Origin of the sequence: Streptomyces sp. NPDC021562 (assembly GCF_040640875.1) — a bacterium.
Taxonomy (GTDB): Bacteria; Actinomycetota; Actinomycetes; order Streptomycetales; family Streptomycetaceae; genus Streptomyces.
In genome coordinates, this window is record NZ_JBFACN010000006.1 from 36,172 (window position 1) to 58,074 (window position 21,903).

Genomic DNA, 21,903 nt, shown 5'->3' on the forward strand with positions numbered 1-21,903 from the left:
CTTCGCCGACAAAGGCGAACAAAAAGGGCGTGCACCTCCCAGAGTGCCGACGGGGAGGGCGGACCGGGGCGGGCCCGACGGGTCAGGCGTCGGCCTTCGGGGCGGCGGCCTGCCGGGCGGTCTCCGCGTGGGCGAGGGCGGCGTCGACGGCGGCGTCCTCCTTGGCCTTGGCGGCTCCGCCCTGGGTCTTGACGATCACCCGGACCAGGCCGATGAAGAAGATGGCCATGACGACCGGAGGCAGGAGCGCGGCGGCATATTCCATGCGTCCAGAGTAGCCACGGCGGACCGGGCGAAAGGTGCGGGGTGGGCGAACCGGTCCGCAAACCCCGCGAGCTGCCGTTTTCCCCACCCACCCGCGTGTCCCCCACGCCCCCGGCGGCCGGGTGGGGCGTGGCCCGGGGTTCAGCCCGCGGCGAGCTGGCGCGGGGACTCGGCGGGGGGCGGGGTGGGGCGGCGGCGGGGGAACACCTCGCCCGGGGTGGGGATGGGGCGCTTCGGCACGGCGGGCTCGGGAGTCGCGGGCCGCGGGGCGGGCCGCTCGGCGGGCTTCTTCTCCTTCGGCTTGCGCTCCGGCCCCTCGGCCACACCGCCCGGCAGGGCCGCCAGGCGGGCCCTGGAGAGCGGGACGGCGGGCGCCGGCACCCTGCGGGCACCCTGCGCGAGGCGGGCCCGCACGTCGCGCTCGGCGAGGTCCTGGCACCGGTCGAGCAGCGCGGCGGCGGCGGGGTTGCCACGCAGCGCCCGCAGCGCGGCGAGATCGTCCGGGGTGGGCCGGTGCCCGGCGGTCAGGACCTCCTCCAGGAGGGCCAGGTAACCGGTGGCGGTCCCCGGGAGGGCGGCCCGGTACCGGGCGAGGTCGGCCACCAGGAAGGCGCGCAGCCGGGCCGCCTCGCGCGTCGCCTCGTCGAGCGACTCGGCGAGCCGATGACAGTGCTTGATGTCGTCGGCGGAGGCGGGGCCGGGGTGAAGGGCGAGGGCGAGAGCACGGCGGAGCACGCGCAGCTCCTCCGCGCCGAACGCCATGCCGCCGCGGGATCCGTAGGGCGTGGGCATGGACCGAAGATACGCGTAAATCAGACAAACCAGACACAGGGTGCGGGTGTGGCGCGACAGGGGCCACCCACCTAGCCGCCTCCCGACGGGGGCCTCGCGCGGGACGGTGGGAGCGGCCGGAGCGGCACGGAGGGGACGGACAGCAGGCGCGGCACGGCACGGGCGACGCGGACGGTGGGCGCGGCACGGACGACGCGGACGGTGGGCGCGGCGAGGGCGACGCGGACGGTGGGCGCGGCGCGGGCGACGCGGACCTGCGGGCACGGCGCGGAGGGGGGCGGCGCGGACGGCTCGGACAGCGGGAACGGCTCGGGCGGCGCGGACCGCGGGCGCGGCTCGGACGGCGCGGGCGAGGCAGACGGCGGGAGCGGCGCGGACCGCAGGCACGGCGCGGAGGGGGGCGGTGCGGGCAGTGCGGGCGGCTCGGACAGCGGGAACGGCTCGGGCGGCGCAGCCGGATCCCTCCGACCGCGCTGCCCGGTGCCACGCCGTGCGCCGCCCGGGGCGGCGGTCTACGGTCGTGACACGTTCCGCTCGTACACCAGTCGCAGGCCCACCAGCGTCAGCCACGGCTCGTGCTCGTCGATCACCGAGGACTCGCCCAGCACCATCGGCGCCAGCCCGCCCGTCGCGATCACCGTCACGTCGTCCGGGTCGTCCGCCAGCTCCCGGGCCATCCGCCCGACCACCCCGTCGACCTGCCCGGCGAACCCGTACACGATGCCCGCCTGCATGGCCTCCACCGTGTTCTTCCCGATCACGCTCCGCGGCCGGGCCACCTCGATCTTCCGCAGCTGGGCGCCCTTGACGCCCAGGGCCTCCACGGAGATCTCGATGCCGGGCGCGATCACCCCGCCGACGTACTCCCCGCGCGCGGACACCGCGTCGAAGGTCGTCGCGGTGCCGAAGTCGACGACGATCGCCGGGCCCCCGAACAGCTCGACGGCCGCGACCGCGTTGATGATCCGGTCCGCGCCGACCTCCTTCGGGTGGTCGGTCAGGACCGGCACCCCGGTCTTCACCCCGGGCTCGACGAGAACCGCGGGCACGTCGCCGTAGTAGCGCCGCGTGACCTCGCGCAGCTCGTGCAGCACGGACGGCACGGTCGCGCAGATCGCGATCCCGTCGATGCCGTCGCCGAGCTCGTCGCCCAGCAGCGGGTGCATGCCCATCAGGCCCTGGAGGAGCACCGCCAGCTCGTCGGCGGTACGGCGCGCGTCCGTGGAGATGCGCCAGTGCTCGACGATGTCCTCGCCGTCGAAGAGGCCGAGGACGGTGTGCGTGTTGCCGACGTCGATCGTGAGGAGCATGGCGTCACTCCGCCGCGCGCAGGTCCAGGCCGATGTCCAGGATCGGCGAGGAGTGGGTCAGGGCGCCGACGGCCAGGAAGTCCACGCCGGTGTCGGCGTACGCCCGCGCGTTGTCCAGGGTCAGCCGCCCGGACGCCTCCAGGAGCGCGCGGCCGTGCACGAGGGCGACGGCCTCCTCGCACTCGCCCGGCGTGAAGTTGTCCAGCAGGATCAGGTCGGCGCCCGCGTCGACGACCTCGCGCAGCTGGTGCAGGGTGTCCACCTCGACCTCGATCGCCAGGTCGGGGAAGGCCTCGCGGACGGCCTTGAAGGCCTGGGCGACGCCACCGGCGGCGAGCACGTGGTTGTCCTTCACGAGGGCCGCGTCGGAGAGCGACATGCGGTGGTTGACGCCACCGCCGCAGCGCACCGCGAACTTCTCCAGGGAGCGCAGCCCCGGGGTGGTCTTGCGGGTGTCGCGCACGCGCGTGTCCGTGCCTTCGAGGGCGTCGGCCCACGCGCGCGTGGCGGTGGCGATGCCGGACAAACGGTTCAGGATGTTGAGCGCGCTGCGTTCGGCGGTGAGCAGGTCACGGGTGCGGGTGGTGATCGAGAGCAGCTTCTGCCCGGCCTCGACCCGGTCGCCGTCCTCGACGTGCCGCTCGACCTCGAACTCGTCGGTGCAGACCACGGAGACCACGGCCTCGGCGACTCGGAGGCCCGCGACGACGCCCGCCTCGCGCGCGACGAAGTCGGCGGTCGCCACGGCCTCCTCGGGGATCGTCGCGACGGTGGTCACGTCCACGCCGTTGTCCAGGTCCTCCTGGATGGCCACGTTCGCGATGTCCTCGACCTCCAGGGGGTCGAGTCCGCCGGCGGCGAGGAGTTCGGCGAGGGCGGGGTCGAGCCCGCACACCATGTACTCTGCGGCCCCCTCGTCGCCATCGGCGCCGCAGGCACAGCCGTCGCCGCAACCGCCGCCGTCGGCGAGGGGAAGATCGTTGGTGCTCACGTCTGTCACTGCTCCTGGGATGGCTGGTGCGGCCGGGTCGGGGGGAAGTCTGCGGTGTCGGTGGTGCGTACGGCCAGCGAACGGTCCGGATTGAGCCGTACGACGATGTGGCGCCGCCAGTTCGCGTCGTCGCGGTCGGCGTGGTCCTCGCGCCAGTGGCAGCCGCGGGTCTCCGCACGGCGGAGGGCCGCCTCGACGAGCACGCGCGCGACGCACAGGAGGTTGGTGGCCTCCCAGGTGTCGACGCCGGGCTCGGCGGTCTTGCCGTTCTCCGCGAGTGCCTCGCGGGCCTCGGTGTGCAGGCGCTGCAGCTGCTCGGCGGCCCTGGTCAGGGACTCGGCGGAGCGCAGGACGCCGGCGCCCTCGGTCATGATCCGCTGGATGGCGAACCGGGCCTCGGGGGTCTGCAGGGGGTGGTCGGGCTCGTCGGGGTGCGGGACCGGGACGGGTACGCGCGCGTGGAGGAGGTCCGCCGCGTGCTGCTCCGTGATGTCGGCGACGATGCGCTCGGCGTAGACCAGGCCCTCCAGGAGGGAGTTGGACGCGAGTCGGTTCGCGCCGTGCACGCCGGTGCACGCGACCTCTCCGCAGGCGTACAGGCCGGGGACGGTCGTGCGCCCGCGCGCGTCGGTGCGCACGCCACCGGAGGCGTAGTGCGCGGCCGGCGCTATCGGGATGGGCTCGGTGACCGGGTCGATGCCGTGCGCCCGGCAGGCGGCCAGGATGGTCGGGAAGCGGTGCTCCCACATGTCCGCGCCGAAGTGCCGGGCGTCCAGGAACATGTGCTCGGCGTCCTGCTCCTGCATGCGCCGCGTGATGGCCTTGGCGACGATGTCCCGGGGCGCCAGCTCGGCCAGTTCGTGCTGCCCGACCATGAAGCGCACGCCGTCCGCGTCGACCAGGTGCGCGCCCTCGCCGCGCACCGCCTCGGAGACCAGCGGCTGCTGGCCCTCCGCGTCGGGGCCGAGGAACAGCACGGTCGGGTGGAACTGCACGAATTCGAGGTCGCTGACTTCCGCGCCCGCGCGCAGCGCCAGCGCCACGCCGTCGCCCGTGGACACCGCCGGGTTGGTGGTCGCGGAGAAGACCTGGCCCATGCCGCCGGTCGCGAGGACGACCGCGGGGGCGTGCACGGCGCCCACGCCGTCGTGCTGGCCCTCGCCCATCACGTGCAGGGTCACGCCCGCCGTGCGCCCCTCGGCGTCCGTCAGCAGGTCGAGCACCAGGGCGTTCTCGATCATGCGCACGCCCCGCGCGCGAGCCGCTTCCACCAGCGCGCGGGAGATCTCCGCGCCGGTAGCGTCGCCGCCCGCGTGGACGATCCGGCGCCGGTGGTGGCCGCCCTCGCGGGTGAGTTCGATGTCGCCGTCCGCGTCGGTGTCGAAGTGGGCGCCGGTCGAGATCAGCCGTCGTACCGCGTCCGGGCCCTCGGTGACGAGGATCCGGACGGCGTTCTCGTCGCACAGGCCGACGCCCGCGACCAGGGTGTCGTCCAGGTGCTGTTCGGGGGTGTCGCCCTCGCCCAGGGCCGCGGCGACGCCGCCCTGCGCCCAGCGCGTGGAGCCGTCGTCGAGGAGTGCCTTGGTGACGACGACCGTGGTCAGTCCCGCGGCCTCGCAGCGCAGGGCGGCGGTCAGGCCGGCGACGCCGGACCCGACGACCACCACGTCGGCGTCGATGGACCATCCGGGGGCGGGCGCGTGCAGTCGTATGCCGGTACTGGTCACGAGGCGGCTCCGGGGGCGGCGAAGGTGAGGGGGATGTTGTCGATCAGCCGGGTGGTGCCGACCCGGGCGGCGACGGCGAGGACGGCCTCACCCGTGAAGTCGTCGTCGATCTCGGTGAAGTCGGCGGGGTCGACCAGGGCGAGGTAGTCCAGTTCGAGCGGCGGGTCGAAGTGCACGCCCTCGTCCAGGACGGCCCGGGCGGCCGCGCGGACGGCCGCGGCGGCGTTCGGCACCGCCTTGGCGACGGCGTGCGCGTCGGCGGCGGCGCGGGACTCCCCTATGGCGCTGAGGGCCTCGGCACGCGCGCGCGTGGAGGGCACCTCCAGGGCCCGCGCGCGCAGCGCCTCCTGCGCCGCGTGCCGGTCGCGTCCGGCGAACAGCGCGCGGGACAGGGTGAGCGCCGTGCGCCGCTCGTCGGCCGACAGGTAGCGGTTGCGGCTGGACAGCGCGAGTCCGTCGGCCTCGCGCACGGTCGGCACGCCGATGATCTCGATGCCGAAGTTCAGGTCGCGCACCATGCGGCGGATCACGGCCAGCTGCTGGGCGTCCTTCTGCCCGAACAGGGCCACGTCGGGCCGGGTGAGGTGCAGCAGCTTGGCGACGACGGTGAGGACGCCGTCGAAGTGCCCGGGACGCGAGGCGCCCTCCAGGAGGTCGCCCATCGGCCCCGCGGTGACCCGCACCTGGGGCCGGCCGCCCGGGTAGACCTCGTCGACCGAGGGGGCGAAGACGGCGTCGGCGCCCGCCTGTTCGGCGAGCTTCAGATCGGCTTCCAGCGTGCGCGGATAGCGGTCGAGGTCCTCGCCCGCCCCGAACTGCAGCGGGTTGACGAAGACCGTGACGACGACCTCGCCGTCCGGGCCCGCGGCTTCGCGCGCGGCGCGGATCAGCGTGGCGTGGCCCTCGTGCAGGGCTCCCATGGTCATCACGACGGCGCGGCGGCCGTGGCGCTCCCGCGCGCGCAGTTCGTCTGCGGTGCTCAGCAGGGCGGTCGTCATCGGGCGTTCCCCTCGGTGCCGTCGGTGCCGTCGGTGCCGTTCCCGTCGACGGCACGGTTCGCGAGGACGCCGAGGAGGTCCTCGGCGAGCTCCGGCTTCAGCAGACCGTGCGCCAGGGCGCGGTCGGCCGTCGCGCGGGCCATCGCCAGGTAGCCGTCGACGGCCTGCGGGGCGTGCCTGCGCAGCTCCGTGACGTGCGCGGCCACGGTGCCCGCGTCCCCGCGCGCGACCGGCCCGGTCAGCGCCGCGTCACCGGAGCGCAGGGCGTTGTCCAGGGCCGCGCCCAGCAGCGGGCCGAGCATCCGGTCGGGGGCCTCCACACCGGCGGTGCGCAGCAGGTCCATGGCCTGGGCGACCAGGGTGACCAGGTGGTTCGCGCCGAGCGCGAGGGCCGCGTGGTAGAGCGGGCGGTTCTCCTCCAGGATCCACTCCGGCTCGCCGCCCATCTCGATGACCAGGGCCTGCGCCGCCAGCCGCAGCTCCTCGGGCGCGGTGACGCCGAACGCGCAGCCGGCCAGCCGCTGTACGTCCACCGGTGTCCCCGTGAAGGTCATCGCGGGATGCAGGGCCAGCGGCAGCGCGCCCGCGCGCAGGGCGGGGTCGAGGACCTTCGCGCCGTACCGTCCGGAGGTGTGCACCAGCAGCTGTCCCGGGCGTACCGCGCCGGTCTCGGCGAGGCCCGTCACCAGGCCCGGCAGGGCGTCGTCGGGGACGGTCAGGAGCACCAGGTCGGCGCGCTGGAGGACCTCGGCGGGCGGTACCAGCGGGACGTCGGGCAGCATCGCCTCGGCGCGCCGCCGGGAGGTGTCGGAGACCCCGGAGACGGCGACCGGGCGGTGCCCGGCGAGCTGCAGGGACGCGGCGAGTGCGGGGCCGACGCGGCCGGCGCCGACGACGCCCACGGTGAGGCGTGCGGGGCGGTCGCTGGGGTCTGGGTGTTGGACTGTACTCACGCGACGGTGGCCTTCCCGTTCCAGTCCGCTCTGGGTACCGGACGATTTCTCGTCATGTTAACGCTATCGGGTCCGGGTGCGGTTGGCCGTCCACAGGCTGTGGGTGACCCGTCACATCGCGCGGGAACACGCCGGGCATCATGCACGGCATGAACGACAACCCCGAGAACGAGACCGCCCCGGACGAGACCACCCCGGACGAGACGGCCCCGGACGAGACCGCCCAGGACGAGACCGCCCAGGAACGCCTCCGGGAGCGGCGCGCGGCCGCCTACCGGGCGGCCGGGCGCGTCCTCGCGCGCGTGAACCTGCGCGCCTCGCTCCGCGATCAGCTGGCGCTGCTCCAGGAGGCGGCGGCCGGGGTGTACGACCTGGACGAGGCCGTGGACGTCTACGGCAACGGCGTCGTCGAGGCGCTGGAGAAGCGGGTCGCGGCCCTGCTGGGCACGGAGGCCGCCGCGTTCTTCCCGACCGGCACGATGGCCCAGCAGGTCGCCCTGCGCTGCTGGGCGGGCCGCACCGGCAACGCCACGGTCGCCCTGCACGCCCTCGCCCACCCCGAGGTGCACGAACGCGACGCCTTCCGTGAAGTGGCCGGCCTGCGCACGGTGCGCGTCACCCGCGAGCCCCGGCTCCCCACCGCCCGGGAGATACGCGACTTCGAGGAGCCCTTCGGGGCCCTCATGCTGGAACTTCCCCTGCGGGACGCCGGTTTCGTGCTGCCCTCCTGGGAGGAGCTCACCGAGGTCGTGGCGGCGGCCCGGGACCGCGACGCGGTGGTGCACTTCGACGGGGCCCGCCTGTGGGAGACCACCGTCCACTTCGGCCGCCCCCTGCCCGAGATCGCGGACCTCGCGGACAGCGTCTACGTGTCGTTCTACAAGTCCCTCGGCGGTTTCGGCGGCGCCGCTCTGGCCGGCCCCGCTCCTCTGATCGAGGAGGCGAAGGCCTGGCGCCACCGGTACGGCGGGCTGGTCTTCCAGCAGTTCCCGACCGCCCTCGCCGCTCTCGTCGGCCTGGATCGCGAACTCCCGCGCCTCCCGGACTACGTGCGGCACGCGCGCGTGGTCGCCGCGGCACTGGGCGAGGGCTTCACGGAAACCGGCGTCCCCTGGTCGCGGGTGCATCCCGGGGAACCGCACACCCACCAGTTCCAGGTCTGGCTGCCGTACGAGGCGGACGCGCTGACGGAGGCGGCGCTCCGGCAGGCCGAGGAGACCGGCACCTACCTCTTCGCGGGCTTCTGGGCGACGAAGGGACCGGGCGTCTCGATGACGGAGGTGACGGTGACGGCGGCGGGTCTGGACTGGACGGGCGAGGAGGTACGGGCGGCGGTCGCGGACTTCGTGGCACGGTTGCCGTGAACCCCGTCGCCGAAGCGCCCGCGGGGGCGTTGTCGGTGGCGGGGTGCACGATGGGCACATGAGCGTGCGCATCGACATCGCGGGGCTGCGGCCGGAGAGGGTCGCCGTCGTGCCCTCTGCGCTGGCCGAGCTCGGCATGGCGCTGCACGCGCTGTCCGAGCCAGGGCACCATCCCGGTCTCCAGGCCTGGGTGACGGGCGTGACCGCGCGCCTGGAGCCGGACCTGGCGGACCGGATGTGCGAGGCGGACTTCCTGTGGCGGTCGACGTTCTCCGACCTGTTCCTGCCGTTCGCGGGCGTACCGGGCGCCGTCCCGGGCGGCACGTTCGCGGAGGAGCTGGACCAGCTGGACAAGCTGACGGACGGGCAGTTCGTGGACGCCGCCCTGGAGTTCACCTGCGTGTGGCCGTACGACACGAAGGCACCGGACATCCTGTCGGACCCCGTCGTGCGGCGCCGGGCGCTGGAGGTGGCGGCCTCGCGCGGCCCGCGGCAGGTCCGCTTCGCCCAGCGGCTGCTCGACGATCCGCCGAGCGTGCGCGCGTGGCTGCGCCGGTTCCTGGCTGACTGCGCGGCGGCGTTCTTCGACGAGGCCTGGTCGCGGCTGCGCCACCAGCTGGCGGCCGACGCCCGGCACAAGACCGAGCTGCTGCGGCACAAGGGGCTGGCCGAGGCGCTGGCCGCCGTCTCACCCGCGGTGACGCTCGACGAGGCCGCCTCGCGGATCACCGTGGACAAGCTGACCGACGGCCACACGGTGACGGACGTCGACGGCCTGCTGCTGGTGCCCACGAGCCTCGGCTGGCCGCACCTGATGGTGCTGCACCGCTACGGCTGGCAGCCGGTGCTGCACTACCCGGTCGGTTCACCGGAGCTGGCCACCCCGGCGTCGGTGGAGCAGTTGACGCTGCGGATGGCCGCGCTCTCCCATCCCGTCCGGATGCGGCTGTGCCGGTTCCTGGCGCGCAGCGCGTACACCACCAGCGAGCTGGCGCAGGTGCACGGCCTGTCGGCGCCGGAGGTGTCCCGGCACCTGGGGGTGCTCAAGAAGGCGGGCCTGGTCACGACGCGCCGCCGCGGCCGCTACGTGCTGCACCAGCTGGACGTCACGGTCGTCGCCCGGCTGGGCAGCGACTTCCTGGAGGGCATACTCCGCTAGGGCCTGTCTGACAATTCCCGTCGTCGCCCGGAGGGCGGCCTCGCGGCGTCAGGTGCGTGCTCTGGGGGTCCCCCCGGCCGAAGGCTGGGGGAGCGTGCATGGCGTCGCAAGGCAGGCGGGAATTGTCAGACAGGCCCTAGCGGGGGTGCGGTCCCGGACCGGGTCTCAGGCTGCCGTGGCCGGCTGCGCCCTGGCCCGGCGCACCCCGCGCAGCGCCCCGGACCAGGCGATCAGCTGGTCGAGCATCCCTTGCACGGCGGTGTCGAGGCCCTCCTGGGGTACGAAGGCACCGGTGCCGAACGAGGCGTGCGTCGAGATCGCGGGCTGGGCGCGGACCGTGGCCACCTGGAGCTCGGCGAGGACGAGCCGCAGCGCCTCGGCGGCCCGCGCCCCGGCCACCCAGCCGCCGTAGCTGATGATCCCGGCGGCCTTGTCGTTCCACTCCCGGTAGACGTAGTCCAGGGCGTTCTTCAGGGCTCCCGGGTAGGCGTGGTTGTACTCGGGGACGAGGAACACGTAGCCGTCGAAGCTGTCGATGAGCGCGCCCCATGCGCGGGTGTGGTCGTGCTGGTACTGCTGGAAGCTCGGGTTGCCGGGTTCGTCGAGGTTGCCGAGGTCGTGGTCGGCGAGGTCGACGAGTTCGTAGTCGGCGCCGCCGTGGGCACGGGCGGCCTCCAGTGCCCAGGCGGCGATCTGGTCGCCGCGGCGTCCGGGGCGGGTGCTTCCGAGGATGAGCGCGATGCGGAGCGGCATGGTCTTCCTTAACGGAGTGAGTTGATACGTCAACTCTAGAAGAGAATGAGTTGATGTGACAACACTGCTGCTCGCGGTAGTCTCGGCGACATGACGGAGACGCGAGCGCTGGAACCCGAGGAGTGGGAGCTCTGGGACACCTGGATGCGGGCGCAGCGCCTGCTCACCAGGGAGCTGGAACGCGGTCTGCAGGGCGCCTGCGGCATCTCGAAGCCCGAGTTCAGCGTGCTGGTGACGTTGTGGCAGGCCGCCGGCCGGGAGATGCGGGTCGGCGAGCTCTCCGAGTCGCTCGACTGGGACAAGAGCCGCGTCTCGCACCAGCTGACGCGCATGGAGAAACGCGGCTTCGTCCAGCGCACCCGGTACGGGGCCGACGGTCGCCGCGCCGGGGTCGGGCTCACCCCCGAGGGCCGCGACGCCGCCCGGAACGCCGTCCTCGTGCACGGCGCCAACATCCGCCGCCACTTCCTCGACTCGCTGACCCCCGAGCAGACGGCGGTCATCCGCGCCTGGAGCGGGCAGGCGGTCGAGCGCCTGGACCCGGAGCACCACGAGGCCGCCGCCGACGGCACGTCCTAGACCGCGCCCGCTCCGGACGGCGGTCCTGTCGCGCGGAGTGCGTCAGCCGAGTCCGCCGCCCGCCCGGACCAGACCGGTCTCGTAGGCGAGGACGACGACCTGGACGCGGTCGCGCAGTCCGAGCTTGGTGAGGATGCGGCCCACGTGGGTCTTCACGGTCGCCTCGGACAGCACCAGGCGGCTCGCGATCTCGCCGTTCGACAGGCCCTGCGCGACCAGCACCATGACCTCGCGCTCACGGTCGGTGAGGCGCTCCAGCTCCTGGTGCCGGGGCTCCTTGCCCGCGGAGGGCAGCATCGGCGCGAAGCGGTCGAGCAGCCGGCGGGTGGTGGACGGCGCCACGACCGCGTCGCCGCTGTGCACGGAGCGGATCGCCGCCAGCAGTTCGCCGGGCGGCACGTCCTTGAGCATGAAGCCGGAGGCGCCCGCCTTCAGTCCGGAGAAGGCGTACTCGTCGAGGTCGAAGGTGGTCAGGATGAGCACCTTGGGCGGATCGGGTTCGACGCAGATGCGCCGGGTGGCCTCCACGCCGTCCAGCTTGGGCATGCGCACGTCCATGAGCACGACGTCCACGGCGGTGGACCTCAGCACCTGGAGGGCCTCGACGCCGTCGCCCGCCTCCGCGACGACCTCCATGTCCGGCTGGGCGGCGAGCACCATCCGGAACCCGGTGCGCAGCAGCACCTGGTCGTCGACGAGCATCACACGGATCGTCATCGGCTCCTCTTCCGTTTCCGTTTGTCTGCCCACGCCCGGAATCTCCGGGGCGTGACAGGTGTCAACCGGGGGCGTGCGTCAGCGTCAATGCGCCGGTTTGAGCGGCAGCAGGGCACTGATGCGGAATCCTCCGCCAGGGCGGGGGCCCGCGTCGAGGGTGCCGCCCACCATGCCGACCCGCTCGCGCATGCCGATCAGGCCGTGGCCCTGGCCGTCGGCGCCGCCCTCCTCGTACATCTCGTGCGGGGCGCCCTTGCCGTCGTCCTCCACCAGCAGGCCCAGCCCGTCGTCGAAGTAGACCAGCCGCACGCTGGCCCCCGCGTCGGGGCCCCCGTGCTTGCGGGTGTTGGTGAGCGCCTCCTGCACGATCCGGTACGCCGTGAGCTCGACGCCGCTGGGCAGCGGGCGCGGGGTGCCCTCGACCTTGAAGTCGACGGGCAGCCCGGAGGTGCGGCACTGCTCCACGAGCTCGTCGATCTGCTCGACGTCGGGCTGCGGAACGTACTCGCCGACCTCCTTGTGCTCGCCGGTGCGCAGCACGCCCAGCAGGCGGCGCATCTCGGCGAGGGCCTGGCGGCCGGTGGAGGAGATCGTCTCCAGGGCCTTCCTGGCCTGGTCGGGGGCGGCGTCGAGGACGTAGGCGGCGCCGTCGGCCTGGACCACCATCACCGACACGTTGTGCGCCACCACGTCGTGCAGCTCCCGAGCGATCCGGGCACGCTCCGCGGCGACCGCGACCTTGGCCTGTGCCTCGCGCTCCTTCTCCAGCCGGGCGGCACGCTCCTCCAGCTGCGCGAAGTAGGCACGGCGGGTGCGCATGGAGTCGCCGAGCACCCAGGCCAGCACGAACGGCACCGTCTGGAACAGCACGATCGCGACGCGGCCGGGGAAACTCGCGTCCTGCTGCGGCCAGCGGATCTCCGCCAGGGAAGCCGCGCACAGCCCGGCGTACAGGCCGAACCGGGACGCCCAGCGCGCGCCGATCGCGGCGTTCGTGCAGACGATCACCAGCATGGCGAAGTTGGCGACGGTCGTCTCCACGTCCAGGACCAGCTGGGCCAGGCCGGTGGCCGCCGCCAGCAGCAGCATCCGCTCCGGGAACCGGCGGCGCAGCGCCACGACGACCCCCATGACGACCGACACGGCCACCATGGCGGCGGTCGAGCCGTGGTGGTCCCGCCCGTGGTCGAGCCTCCAGGCGCTCGCGCCGGAGAGCCCGAACAGGACGACGGCCCAGAAGGTGTCGACCCATGTCGGGTGCCTGCGGAGGAAGTCATAGAGGCGCTGCACGTAACCCAGAGTAGGGATGTGCGACAGGTGCAGGGGTCAACCGGAGGGCCGATCCCTGTTCCGCGCGCGTACTCCCCAAGGTGGAGAAGGTGATCACCTGTGCGCCTAGTCTGGCCGAGTGACGGATGAGGCGACGCGAGAGACGGCCGAGGACGCCCGTGGCTGGCGTGCGGCCACCGAGGCGGCCCTGTACGGCCCCGACGGCTTCTACCGCCGCCCGGAGGGCCCGGCCGGGCACTTCCGCACGTCGGTGCACGCGTCGGGGCTGTTCGCCGAGGCGGTGGCCGAGCTGCTGTGCCGGGTCGACGAGGCCCTCGGCCGGCCCGGGACGCTCGACTTCGTCGACATGGGCGCGGGCCGCGGCGAACTGGTCACCGGCGTCCTCGCCGCCCTGCCGGCCGACGTGGCGGCACGCACGCGCGCGTACGCCGTCGAGATCGCCGACCGCCCGTCCCGCCTCCCCGACCGCGTCACCTGGCTGTCCGAACTCCCGCGCACGGTCACCGGCCTGCTCTTCGCCAACGAGTGGCTGGACAACGTCCCGGTCGACGTCGCCGAGGTGGACGCGGCCGGGACGCCCCGCCTCGTCCTGGTCCGGCGGGACGGCACCGAAGTGCTCGGGGAACGGGTGTCGGGCGCCGACGCGGAGTGGCTCGAACGGTGGTGGCCGCTGGGCAGCGAGCCGGGGCAGCGCGCGGAGATCGGACTGCCCCGGGACCGGGCCTGGGCGTCCGCCGTGGCCGGCCTGCAGAGGGGGCTCGCGGTGGCCGTGGACTACGCGCACACCGTGCGCACCCGCCCCCCGTTCGGGACGCTCACCGGCTTTCGCGAGGGACGCGGGACGGCGCCCGTGCCGGACGGGTCCTGCGACATCACGGCGCACGTCGCGCTGGACGCGTGCGCGGCGCTCGACACGGCGCTCAGACTGCCCGAGCCGCTGCTGTGCACCCAGCGCGACGCCCTGCGCGCCCTGGGCCTGATCACCGCACGCCCCCCGCTGACCCTCGCCTCCACCCACCCCGCCGCCTACGTGCGCGCCCTCTCGACCGCCGGTGAGGCCGCCGAACTCGTCGCCCCCGGCGGCCTGGGCGACTTCGGCTGGCTGCTCCAGCCGGTGGCCGTGGACAACCCGCTCGGCTGAGCCGCTACTTGTCGATGTCCCCCACCACGAAGAACATCGACCCCAGGATCGCGACCATGTCCGCGACCAGGGTCCCCGGCAGCAGTTCGGTAAGCGCCTGAATGTTGTTGTACGACGCGGAGCGCAGCTTCAGCCGGTACGGGGTCTTCTCGCCCTTGCTGACGAGGTAGTAGCCGTTGATGCCGAGGGGGTTCTCGGTCCAGGCGTAGGTGTGCCCCTCGGGTGCCTTGAGGACCTTGGGGAGCCGCTGGTTGATCGGTCCCGGCGGCAGTTCGGCGACCCGGTCCAGGCAGGCGTCGGCCAGGTCCAGGGCGTTGTGCGTCTGCTCCAGGAGGCACTCGAAACGGGCCAGGCAGTCGCCCTCGGCGCGGGTCACCACCCTGAGGGTGTCGTGGAGTTCGCCGTAGGCCAGGTAGGGCTCATCGCGGCGCAGGTCGAAGTCGACCCCCGAGGCACGCGCGATGGGCCCGCTCACGCCGTACGCGTGCACGGCCTCCGGCGTGAGGGCGCCGACGCCCCGGGTGCGGCCGCGGAAGATCTCGTTGCCGAGGACCAGGTCGTCGAAGACGTCCATCCGGGAGCGCACCGCGGAGACGGCCGCACGCGCGCGTGCGGTCCAGCCGGCCGGCAGGTCCTCCTTGAGGCCGCCGACCCGGTTGAACATGTAGTGCATCCGCCCCCCGGAGACCTCCTCCATGACGTTCTGGAGCACCTCGCGCTCGCGGAACGCGTAGAAGACCGGGGTGATCCCGCCCAGTTCCAGCGGATAGGAGCCGAGGAACATCAGGTGGTTGAGCACCCGGTTCAGCTCCGCGAGCAGGGTGCGCGTCCACACCGCGCGGACCGGCACTTCCATGCCGAGCATGCGCTCGACGGCGAGCACCACGCCCAGCTCGTTCGAGAAGGCCGACAGCCAGTCGTGGCGGTTGGCGAGCATGATGATCTGCCGGTAGTCGCGCGCCTCGAAGAGCTTCTCGGCACCCCGGTGCATGTAGCCGATCACCGGCTCCGCGGAGACGATCCGCTCCCCGTCCAGCACCAGCCTCAGCCGCAGCACGCCGTGCGTGGAGGGGTGCTGGGGGCCGATGTTGAGCACCATGTCGGTGCTCTCCGTGGCGCCGCCGATCCCGACCGTCGTCTGGGTCGTAGGAGTCATGGAACCAGTCTCCCCTACGTACGCTGACCGTATGGAGACGGGGAGCCCGGCCGACGCCGGGACGACGGGTACCGAGCCGGTCTGGACGGGGCTGCCGCCCGGCCTGCTGCGGATGCGCCGGCTGCTGCTGGCGGTGTGGCTGGGGCTGACCGCCCTGGCCGTGGCGTTGCTGCTCGGCCTGCTGGCGGGCGCGGTGTGGGCGGCGTTCGCCCTGCTGCCGCTGGCCGCGCTGGCCTGGGGCTGGGTGCTGCTGGGCCGCAACTGGCGGTCCTGGCGGTACGCCGAGCGGGCCGACGACCTGCTGATCAGCCGCGGGGTGCTGTGGCACGAGGAGACCGTGGTGCCGTACGGGCGGATGCAGCTGGTGGAGGTGACCTCGGGGCCCGTCGAGCGCCACTTCGGCCTGGCCAGCGTGCAGCTGCACACCGCGGCCGCGGCCACCGACGCGACCATCCCCGGCCTCGAACCGGCCGAGGCGGAGCGGTTGCGCGACCGGCTCACCGAGCTCGGCGAGGCCCGATCGGCGGGTCTGTGAGCACGCCCGGCGCCGAGGGCGCCATACGCCCCGAGGAGGCCGTCACCGAGCGGCGGCTGCACCCCGTGACGCCGTTCCGGCGGGCGTGGGCGCCGGTCGCGGTGATCGCCGGCTGGGCGGTGCACGACCCGAACCAGGCGCAGGTCCAGCTGACGAAGCTGACCACGACCATGCTGCTCGGCGGCCTCGCCGTCCTGGTCGCGGCGGGCGCCCTCTACGGCTTCCTCACCTGGTGGTTCACCTACTTCTCGGTGACCGAGAGCGAACTGCGCATACGGACCGGCCTGTTGTTCCGGCGCACCGCGCACATCCGGCTGGAGCGGATCCAGGCCGTCGACGTCTCCCAGCCGCTCCTCGCGCGCGTGGCGGGCGTCGCCAAGCTGCGCATAGACGTCGTCGGCACCGACAAGAAGGACGAACTCGCCTTCCTGGGCCAGGGGGAGGCGCGGACGCTCCGTGCGGAGCTGCTCGCGCGCGCCGCCGGGTTCGCCCCCGAGACGGCCCACGAGGTCGGCGAGGCACCGGCGCAGGAGCTGATGCGGGTCCCCCCGAACAAGCTCGCGCTCTCCCTCGTGCTGACGGGTGCCACCTGGGGCTCGCTGGCCGCCGCCCTCGTCGTACCGCCCTTCCTCTGGATCGGCACGCACAGTGTGTGGACCGTCCTCGCCACCGCCCTGCCGCTGCTCGGCGCGGCGGCCACGGCCAGCGTGGGACGGTTCGTCTCGGAGTACGACTGGACGCTCGCCGAGTCCCCGGACGGGCTGCGCATCGACCACGGGCTGCTGGACCGGACGCACGAGACGGTGCCGCCGGGGCGGGTGCAGACGGTGCGGATCGTGGAGCCGCTGCTGTGGCGGCCGTTGCGCTGGGTCCGGGTGGAGCTGGACGTGGCGGGTTCGGAGAACTCCGTGCTGGTGCCGGTCGCCCCGCGCGCGGTCGCCGAGTCGGTCGTCGCGCGCGTGCTGCCCGGGGTGACCGTGCCCGGCGAGCTGCTGCGGCCGCCGGGGCGGGCCAGGTGGTGCGTCCCGCTGTGGTGGCGCGGCCACGGCCTGGCCGTCACGGACGCGGTGTTCGCCACGCGGCACGGACTGCTGCGCCGCAAGCTGTCGCTCGTCCCGCACGCCAAGGTCCAGAGCGTACGGCTGACGCAGGGGCCCTGGGGGCGGCTGTGGCGGCTCGCGGACGTCCATGTGGACACGGGAGCCAACAAGTCGGTCACGGCCCGCCTGCGGGACGCCGAGGAGGCCGGCGCGCTGCTACGGGAACAGGCCGAACGCTCCCGAACGGGCCGCCGAACCGCCCGCCCGGACCGCTGGATGGCCTGACGCCGCCGGGACCGCCGGCGACCTGCCGGCCGCCCGGACCACCGCATGACCTGGAGACCGCCCGAACCGCGGAAATGGGCCCGGAGACCGCCCAGACCGCGGACACGGCCCGGAGACAGCCCAGACCACCGCACAACCTGACGGCCGCCCGGACCACCGCATGACCTGGAGACCGCCCAGACCGCCGCACAGCCTGACGGCCGCCCGGACCGCCGCATGGCCCGGGGGTCGCCCAGGCCGCCGCATGGTCTGGCGGCCGGCCGGACCGCGGTCGTAGTGCCGAGCCCCCGGACGACGTGAGCCGGGACCCCGTGTGGGTCCCGGCTCGGTGTCGTCGCGGGTTCAGGAGGCTGCGCCGCTTCAGGAGGCGGCGCTGCGGAGGCCCCCGAGGTTGATCTGCTCCGTCTCGTCGTGCGCGGTCAGGTCGATGACCTGGCCGACGCCCCGGGCCCCCGGGTCCGCGGCCTTGAACTCGGCCTCGGACTCGGCCTTGTGGAGCGCGAGCGCCTCCTGGCCGACGACGTCCGCGAGGTCCTCGTTGTGCATGGTGTCGAGGCCGCCCGCCGACGCCCCCTTCTGCGTGCCGAAGAAGTCGAAACCACCGGTGACCAGCGGGCGCGGGATGGGCGCGGCCGGCAGCACGGCCACCGCGGTCGGCACCGTGAAGTGCCCCGAGGGCGGTACGGAGTTGGCGGACGGCGCGGGGGTGTCGGCGGCGTCCTCCTCGGCCTCGGCAGCCGCCGGGGCGATGCCCTCCGGGCCCTCCGGCCCGGCCGTGGTGGCGGCGACCGCGCGCGCGTGCCCGTCGGCCGCCCCGGGCTTCCCCTGTTCCTCGTCCTCCCGCGCGGCCCCGGCCTCCGGTGCCCCGGCTCCGACGGCCGGCTCCGTCCCGGCCCCGGTGTCCGCACCGGCCTCGGCCGCCGGGGCGTCACCCTGGTCGAACCGGGCCAGTGCCACCTTGGCCCGCAGGAACAGCTTGGAACCCTCCGGCGAGAAGATGCCGGGAGTCGGCTCGGTGACCGCCGCCCCGGCCTTCGGCTCCTCGCCCGCCGGCTCCGCCGCCTCCGTCGGACGGCCGGCGGCCTGCGCGGGCTCGTCCCCGCTCCGGGCGGCGGGCAGCGCGTTGGACGGTTCCGCGGCCTCGATCTCCAGCAGCCGGCGGCCTTCCAGGGCGCTGGCGCGCTCGGTCTCGGCCGTGGCGTAGCGGCGCAGCAGGGCCGCGTGCTCGTTGCGCAGCCCCGCCAGCTCCGCACGCTTGGCGCGCAGCCGCTGCTCCAGCTTGGTCCGCAGCTCCCGCGACTCCTCGAGGTCGGTCTCCAGCTCGGCGATCCGCTCCTCGTGGCGCCACTCGTCGCTCGCCCGCGCGCGCGTGAGGTCGGCCACCTGCTTGCCCGCCTCGCTGTCCCAGCGCCGCATCACCGCGGCGCCGACGGCAGCGGTGGCCGCGGCTATCGCGGCCAGGGTGCGCAGCACCGTCGGCTGGGAGGACAGCCAGGGGCCGAGAGCGCAGACGAGGGAGACACCGGCGATCGCCGACGGAGGCAACAGCCTGTGCAAGGGCGGGGAATGACGGTGGCGTCCACGTGGCATGGCCAGAAACTTACCGCGCGTAGGCGAATGATGGTGCCCCGGGCCGTAAAAACACAGCGCCGGCGAAGTCTTCGCAGGAAGCGGCGGAAGCCCGCGTTCAGCCTTCGCCCAATCGCCCGCTCATCCACTCCAGCGTCGCCGGGATCTCGCGGCGCCAGGTATTGAAGTTGTGACCTCCGCTGTCGAGGATGATCGACGAGATCCGGGTGCGGTTGGTCGCCTCCACGCGCGCGATGAATTTCAGCGTGTCCTTGTAGTCGGTTTCTCCGATCTTGCTGCTGGTGACCAGCAGGGAGGTGTCCGGAGCCGGTTCGTGGGCGAGGAACCACCACAGGTTCGCGCGGTTCTTCAGCTTCTGGTCGCCCTGGAAGAGATCACCGGTCGTGGGATCGATGGGCGCCTTGTAGGACGGGGAGAGCCCGGCGCCGGCCGCGTACGTCCCGGGGTGGTGCATCGCGAGCTTGAGCGCGCAGTAGCCGCCCGTCGAGTCGCCGAGGATCCCCCAGCCGCCCTGCTTCCCGACCCGGTAGTGCGCGCGTACGGCGTCGGGCAGGTCCTTGGCGAAGAAGGTCTCGGTCTGCGGTCCGTGCGGCACGTCGACGCACTCGGTGTCCCGGGGCGGCGCGACCGTGGGCCGCAGCATCACCAGGATCGTCGGCCGCATCCGGCCGGCCCGCACCAGGTGCTGCTCCGTGCGCGGGTAGTGCAGCTTGTCGACCAGCGCGCTCGCGGTGCCGGGATAGCCGCTGAGGACGACGGCCACGGGGAAGGTGCGCGTGCGGTACTGCGGCTGGAAGTACTCCGGCGGCAGGTACACGTACGCGGGCGTGGCGATGTGCGTCGTACGGCCGACTATGTCGACCTGCTGGACCTGACCTGCCGTGCGGGGCAGCGAACCGCCCAGGCCGTGCACCTGGGACGTGCCCACCAGGCGGACCGGGCTGCCCGCCTGGCCGCTCGCCGTGTGGTCGACGACGACACCCTGGTCGGTCTCCGTGCCCATCAGGTCCGCCCAGCTGGCATAGAAACCGAAAGCCTGGTTGACGGCGATCCCCACGCACGCGAAGAGCGCCAGCTGGGTGGCCAGCAAAAGACCGACGCGGCCGCTGACGGCACGCCAGTTCCGCCGGGCGAGCCGGGGCCACAGCCATACCGTGCCGACGAACAGCAGCACGGCGCACAAGATCGTCAATGCCAGCACTTTATTGCTCGTGAGACCCATGAGGTGCTTCCTGCCTGCGCTTTCCCCCGTGCCGCCCACTGCTTTCAGCAAGGCTTGCCCCGGGCTTTCCCTGTCCTTTGAACCGGCTTTCCGGTGGAGAGTGAACCTCTCCGCCCGAGACACCGTCCTAGAGGGCGCAATGTCGCCGGATGCCCCGATCGGCACCGGGTTCAAGGTCTCTCGCAGAACTACGGGATGCGATGTCTGTCAGGATAGATGGGGAATTGTCGAGCGAGGTTCCGAGCCGATCAGGCCGGGCGCGGCGCATAGTCCGCGGCCCCCGCCCGGAGGCCGTCCCCGCCCTGGTCGGCAGGGCGTGTGCCGTCGTGGGCGTCCTGGACATCGCGGCGGGCGTGTTCCCGCGCTTCCGGCACAGCCGTATGCACGCCATCGCGGAGGTGCTCCCCGGATCCCTCGGACCGTTCGCCGCCGCGCTCTCGCTCAGCGTCGGCGTGCTGTTGCTGCTGCTCGCGCACGGCCTCAAGCGGCGCAAGCGCCGGGCCTGGCGGGCCGCGGTCGTCCTGCTGCCGGCCGGCGCCGTGTCGCAGTTCGTCTACCGGCACTCCGTCATCGGCGTGCTCATCTCGCTGGCGCTCTTCGTGCCCCTCGTGATCCACCGCGACGAGTTCAGGGCGCTGCCCGACCCGCGCAGCCGGTGGCGGGCGCTCGCCAACTTCGTCCTGATGGGCGCGGGCTCGCTCGCGCTCGGCCTGGTCATCGTCAGCGCCCACCCCAAGCGCACGATCGGTGACCCGAGCCTGGCCGACCGCCTCACGCACGTCCTGTACGGCCTGTTCGGCTTCGAGGGCCCCGTCGACTACGAGGGCTCCACCTCCTGGACGGTCGCCTTCTCGCTCGGCGCGCTCGGCCTGATCACCGCGGTCACCACCATCTACCTGGCGTTCCGCCCCGAACACCCGGCCGCACACCTCACCGAGCAGGACGAGACCCAGCTGCGCGCCCTCCTGGAGAAGCACGGCGCCCGCGACTCCCTCGGCCACTTCGCGCTCCGCCGCGACAAGGCGGTCGTCTTCTCGCCCAGCGGCAAGGCGGCGGTCACCTACCGCGTGGTCTCCGGCGTGATGCTCGCCAGTGGCGACCCGATCGGCGACGTCGAGGCCTGGCCCGGCGCCATCGAACGCTTCATGGACGAGGCCAAGGCCCACTCCTGGACCCCCGCCGTCATGGGCTGCTCGGAGACGGGCGGCGAGGTGTGGACCCGCGAGACCGGCCTTGACGCCCTCGAACTGGGCGACGAGGCGGTGGTCGACGTGGCGGATTTCTCACTCGCCGGACGCGCGATGCGCAACGTGCGCCAGATGGTCAAGCGCATCGAGCGAGCCGGCTACGAAACCCGGGTACGGCGTATCCGTGACCTCGGCGACGCCGAACTGGAGCGCATCCGCCGGGCCGCGGAGGACTGGCGGGGCACCGACACCGAACGCGGCTTCTCGATGGCCCTCGGACGCATCGGCGACCCCTCCGACGGCGACTGCCTGATCGCCACCGCCCACAAGACCGACGAGGAGCCCGGCCCCTACGGCGACCTCAAGGCGATCCTGCACTTCGTCCCCTGGGGCACCGACGGCGTCTCCCTCGACCTGATGCGCCGCGACCGCTCGGCCGACCCCGGCATGAACGAACTGCTCATCGTGGCCGCCCTCCAGGCGGCCCCGAAACTCGGCGTCACCCGGATCTCGCTCAACTTCGCGATGTTCCGCTCGGCGCTCGCCCGCGGCGAGAAGATCGGCGCGGGACCGGTGCTGCGCGCCTGGCGGGGCCTGCTGGTCTTCCTCTCCCGCTGGTTCCAGATCGAGTCGCTGTACAAGTTCAACGCGAAGTTCCAGCCGCGCTGGGAGCCGCGCTTCGTGGTCTACCGGGCCCCCGGCGACCTCCCGCGCATCGGCTTCGCCGCCATGCAGGCCGAGGGCTTCGTCAACCTCGCCCTCCCGCTCCCGCGTTTCCTGCGCCGCACCACCGCGCCGGCCCGCCCGTGCACGCACCAGGCCACCGAACGCGACGTCCGCGCGGCCTGAC

Annotated in this window: 20 protein-coding genes; 7 read left to right on the forward strand and 13 right to left on the reverse strand. The window is 73.5% G+C overall.

The annotated features are described in order from the left end of the window. Positions 1–82 precede the first annotated feature (82 nt). The 7 genes from AB0G52_RS11070 to AB0G52_RS11100 all read right to left on the reverse strand — a co-directional run bounded on the left by AB0G52_RS11070 (position 83) and on the right by AB0G52_RS11100 (position 7,035). A complete protein-coding gene (locus AB0G52_RS11070; RefSeq protein WP_132889370.1) occupies positions 83–265 on the reverse strand; it encodes a hypothetical protein in 183 nt (60 codons plus the stop codon). Positions 266–405: 140 nt separating this feature from the next. Continuing rightward, complete coding sequence (locus tag AB0G52_RS11075; RefSeq protein WP_361336203.1) at positions 406–1,026, reverse strand: hypothetical protein; 621 nt, start codon at positions 1,024–1,026, stop codon at positions 406–408. A gap of 542 nt (positions 1,027–1,568) precedes the next feature. Beyond that, positions 1,569–2,366: a type III pantothenate kinase gene (locus AB0G52_RS11080; RefSeq protein ID WP_132889372.1), complete on the reverse strand. Its 798-nt coding sequence runs from the start codon at positions 2,364–2,366 to the stop codon at positions 1,569–1,571. Positions 2,367–2,370: 4 nt separating this feature from the next. Beyond that, a complete protein-coding gene (gene nadC, locus AB0G52_RS11085) occupies positions 2,371–3,357 on the reverse strand; it encodes a carboxylating nicotinate-nucleotide diphosphorylase (protein WP_361335869.1) in 987 nt (328 codons plus the stop codon). Between the two features lie 5 nt (positions 3,358–3,362). After that, on the reverse strand, positions 3,363–5,084 hold the full coding sequence (locus AB0G52_RS11090) for an L-aspartate oxidase (protein ID WP_361335872.1): 1,722 nt from the start codon (positions 5,082–5,084) through the stop codon (positions 3,363–3,365). Beyond that, complete coding sequence (panC, locus tag AB0G52_RS11095) at positions 5,081–6,082, reverse strand: pantoate--beta-alanine ligase (RefSeq protein ID WP_132889377.1); 1,002 nt, start codon at positions 6,080–6,082, stop codon at positions 5,081–5,083. Before panC ends, AB0G52_RS11090 begins: the two co-directional genes overlap by 4 nt. Further along, the gene (locus AB0G52_RS11100) at positions 6,079–7,035 is read right to left on the reverse strand and encodes a DUF2520 domain-containing protein (protein ID WP_132889379.1); all 957 of its coding nucleotides are present in this window, start codon (positions 7,033–7,035) and stop codon (positions 6,079–6,081) included. Before AB0G52_RS11100 ends, panC begins: the two co-directional genes overlap by 4 nt. Before the next feature lie 149 nt (positions 7,036–7,184). Here AB0G52_RS11100 and AB0G52_RS11105 point away from each other — a divergent pair, with 149 nt between their 5' ends. Beyond that, a complete protein-coding gene (locus tag AB0G52_RS11105; protein ID WP_361335876.1) occupies positions 7,185–8,399 on the forward strand; it encodes a beta-eliminating lyase-related protein in 1,215 nt (404 codons plus the stop codon). Between the two features lie 58 nt (positions 8,400–8,457). Beyond that, the gene (locus AB0G52_RS11110; RefSeq protein ID WP_132889383.1) at positions 8,458–9,558 is read left to right on the forward strand and encodes a DUF5937 family protein; all 1,101 of its coding nucleotides are present in this window, start codon (positions 8,458–8,460) and stop codon (positions 9,556–9,558) included. A gap of 165 nt (positions 9,559–9,723) precedes the next feature. Here AB0G52_RS11110 and AB0G52_RS11115 read toward each other — a convergent pair whose 3' ends face one another. Then, positions 9,724–10,311, reverse strand: coding sequence for an NAD(P)H-dependent oxidoreductase (locus tag AB0G52_RS11115; protein WP_361335879.1), 588 nt, complete (start codon positions 10,309–10,311; stop codon positions 9,724–9,726). A 90-nt stretch (positions 10,312–10,401) separates the two neighbouring features. Between AB0G52_RS11115 and AB0G52_RS11120 the strand changes: the two genes are divergently transcribed. Further along, positions 10,402–10,890, forward strand: a complete 489-nt coding sequence (locus AB0G52_RS11120; protein WP_361335882.1) for a MarR family transcriptional regulator — start codon at positions 10,402–10,404, stop codon at positions 10,888–10,890. A 42-nt stretch (positions 10,891–10,932) separates the two neighbouring features. On the opposite strand, the gene AB0G52_RS11125 is transcribed toward AB0G52_RS11120, so the two are convergent. Next, positions 10,933–11,607 carry a response regulator transcription factor gene (locus AB0G52_RS11125; RefSeq protein ID WP_132889389.1) on the reverse strand — a complete coding sequence of 225 codons (675 nt, stop codon included), beginning with the start codon at positions 11,605–11,607 and terminating at the stop codon, positions 10,933–10,935. Positions 11,608–11,691: 84 nt separating this feature from the next. Then, positions 11,692–12,897 carry a sensor histidine kinase gene (locus AB0G52_RS11130; RefSeq protein WP_132889391.1) on the reverse strand — a complete coding sequence of 402 codons (1,206 nt, stop codon included), beginning with the start codon at positions 12,895–12,897 and terminating at the stop codon, positions 11,692–11,694. A 118-nt stretch (positions 12,898–13,015) separates the two neighbouring features. On the opposite strand from AB0G52_RS11130, the gene AB0G52_RS11135 reads away from it, so the two are divergent. Next, positions 13,016–14,038, forward strand: a complete 1,023-nt coding sequence (locus AB0G52_RS11135; RefSeq protein WP_132889393.1) for an SAM-dependent methyltransferase — start codon at positions 13,016–13,018, stop codon at positions 14,036–14,038. 4 nt (positions 14,039–14,042) lie between these two features. Here AB0G52_RS11135 and AB0G52_RS11140 read toward each other — a convergent pair whose 3' ends face one another. Further along, on the reverse strand, positions 14,043–15,194 hold the full coding sequence (locus AB0G52_RS11140; protein ID WP_361335887.1) for an NADH-quinone oxidoreductase subunit D: 1,152 nt from the start codon (positions 15,192–15,194) through the stop codon (positions 14,043–14,045). Between the two features lie 31 nt (positions 15,195–15,225). Here AB0G52_RS11140 and AB0G52_RS11145 point away from each other — a divergent pair, with 31 nt between their 5' ends. Next, a complete protein-coding gene (locus AB0G52_RS11145; RefSeq protein ID WP_132889397.1) occupies positions 15,226–15,729 on the forward strand; it encodes a PH domain-containing protein in 504 nt (167 codons plus the stop codon). Further along, positions 15,726–17,054, forward strand: a complete 1,329-nt coding sequence (locus AB0G52_RS11150; RefSeq protein ID WP_361335890.1) for a PH domain-containing protein — start codon at positions 15,726–15,728, stop codon at positions 17,052–17,054. The genes AB0G52_RS11145 and AB0G52_RS11150 overlap by 4 nt, the downstream gene beginning before the upstream one ends. Positions 17,055–17,414: 360 nt before the next feature. On the opposite strand, the gene AB0G52_RS11155 is transcribed toward AB0G52_RS11150, so the two are convergent. Beyond that, the gene (locus tag AB0G52_RS11155; protein ID WP_361335892.1) at positions 17,415–18,644 is read right to left on the reverse strand and encodes a hypothetical protein; all 1,230 of its coding nucleotides are present in this window, start codon (positions 18,642–18,644) and stop codon (positions 17,415–17,417) included. Between the two features lie 97 nt (positions 18,645–18,741). Beyond that, on the reverse strand, positions 18,742–19,866 hold the full coding sequence (locus AB0G52_RS11160; protein ID WP_361335895.1) for an alpha/beta hydrolase-fold protein: 1,125 nt from the start codon (positions 19,864–19,866) through the stop codon (positions 18,742–18,744). 224 nt (positions 19,867–20,090) lie between these two features. Here AB0G52_RS11160 and AB0G52_RS11165 point away from each other — a divergent pair, with 224 nt between their 5' ends. Next, on the forward strand, positions 20,091–21,902 hold the full coding sequence (locus tag AB0G52_RS11165; RefSeq protein WP_361335898.1) for a phosphatidylglycerol lysyltransferase domain-containing protein: 1,812 nt from the start codon (positions 20,091–20,093) through the stop codon (positions 21,900–21,902). Position 21,903: the final 1 nt, after the last annotated feature.

What these genes read in the sequence shown, in the direction of transcription:
- AB0G52_RS11125 (WP_132889389.1), bottom strand. Translation starts at nt 11,607, where the DNA reads ATGACGATCCGTGTGATGCTCGTCGACGACCAGGTGCTGCTGCGCACC.
- AB0G52_RS11160 (WP_361335895.1), bottom strand. Translation starts at nt 19,866, where the DNA reads ATGGGTCTCACGAGCAATAAAGTGCTGGCATTGACGATCTTGTGCGCC.
- AB0G52_RS11070 (WP_132889370.1), bottom strand. Translation starts at nt 265, where the DNA reads ATGGAATATGCCGCCGCGCTCCTGCCTCCGGTCGTCATGGCCATCTTC.
- AB0G52_RS11140 (WP_361335887.1), bottom strand. Translation starts at nt 15,194, where the DNA reads ATGACTCCTACGACCCAGACGACGGTCGGGATCGGCGGCGCCACGGAG.
- AB0G52_RS11110 (WP_132889383.1), top strand. Translation starts at nt 8,458, where the DNA reads ATGAGCGTGCGCATCGACATCGCGGGGCTGCGGCCGGAGAGGGTCGCC.
- AB0G52_RS11115 (WP_361335879.1), bottom strand. Translation starts at nt 10,311, where the DNA reads ATGCCGCTCCGCATCGCGCTCATCCTCGGAAGCACCCGCCCCGGACGC.
- panC (WP_132889377.1), bottom strand. Translation starts at nt 6,082, where the DNA reads ATGACGACCGCCCTGCTGAGCACCGCAGACGAACTGCGCGCGCGGGAG.
- AB0G52_RS11145 (WP_132889397.1), top strand. Translation starts at nt 15,226, where the DNA reads ATGGAGACGGGGAGCCCGGCCGACGCCGGGACGACGGGTACCGAGCCG.
- AB0G52_RS11155 (WP_361335892.1), bottom strand. Translation starts at nt 18,644, where the DNA reads ATGCCACGTGGACGCCACCGTCATTCCCCGCCCTTGCACAGGCTGTTG.
- AB0G52_RS11075 (WP_361336203.1), bottom strand. Translation starts at nt 1,026, where the DNA reads ATGGCGTTCGGCGCGGAGGAGCTGCGCGTGCTCCGCCGTGCTCTCGCC.
- AB0G52_RS11120 (WP_361335882.1), top strand. Translation starts at nt 10,402, where the DNA reads ATGACGGAGACGCGAGCGCTGGAACCCGAGGAGTGGGAGCTCTGGGAC.
- AB0G52_RS11105 (WP_361335876.1), top strand. Translation starts at nt 7,185, where the DNA reads ATGAACGACAACCCCGAGAACGAGACCGCCCCGGACGAGACCACCCCG.
- AB0G52_RS11080 (WP_132889372.1), bottom strand. Translation starts at nt 2,366, where the DNA reads ATGCTCCTCACGATCGACGTCGGCAACACGCACACCGTCCTCGGCCTC.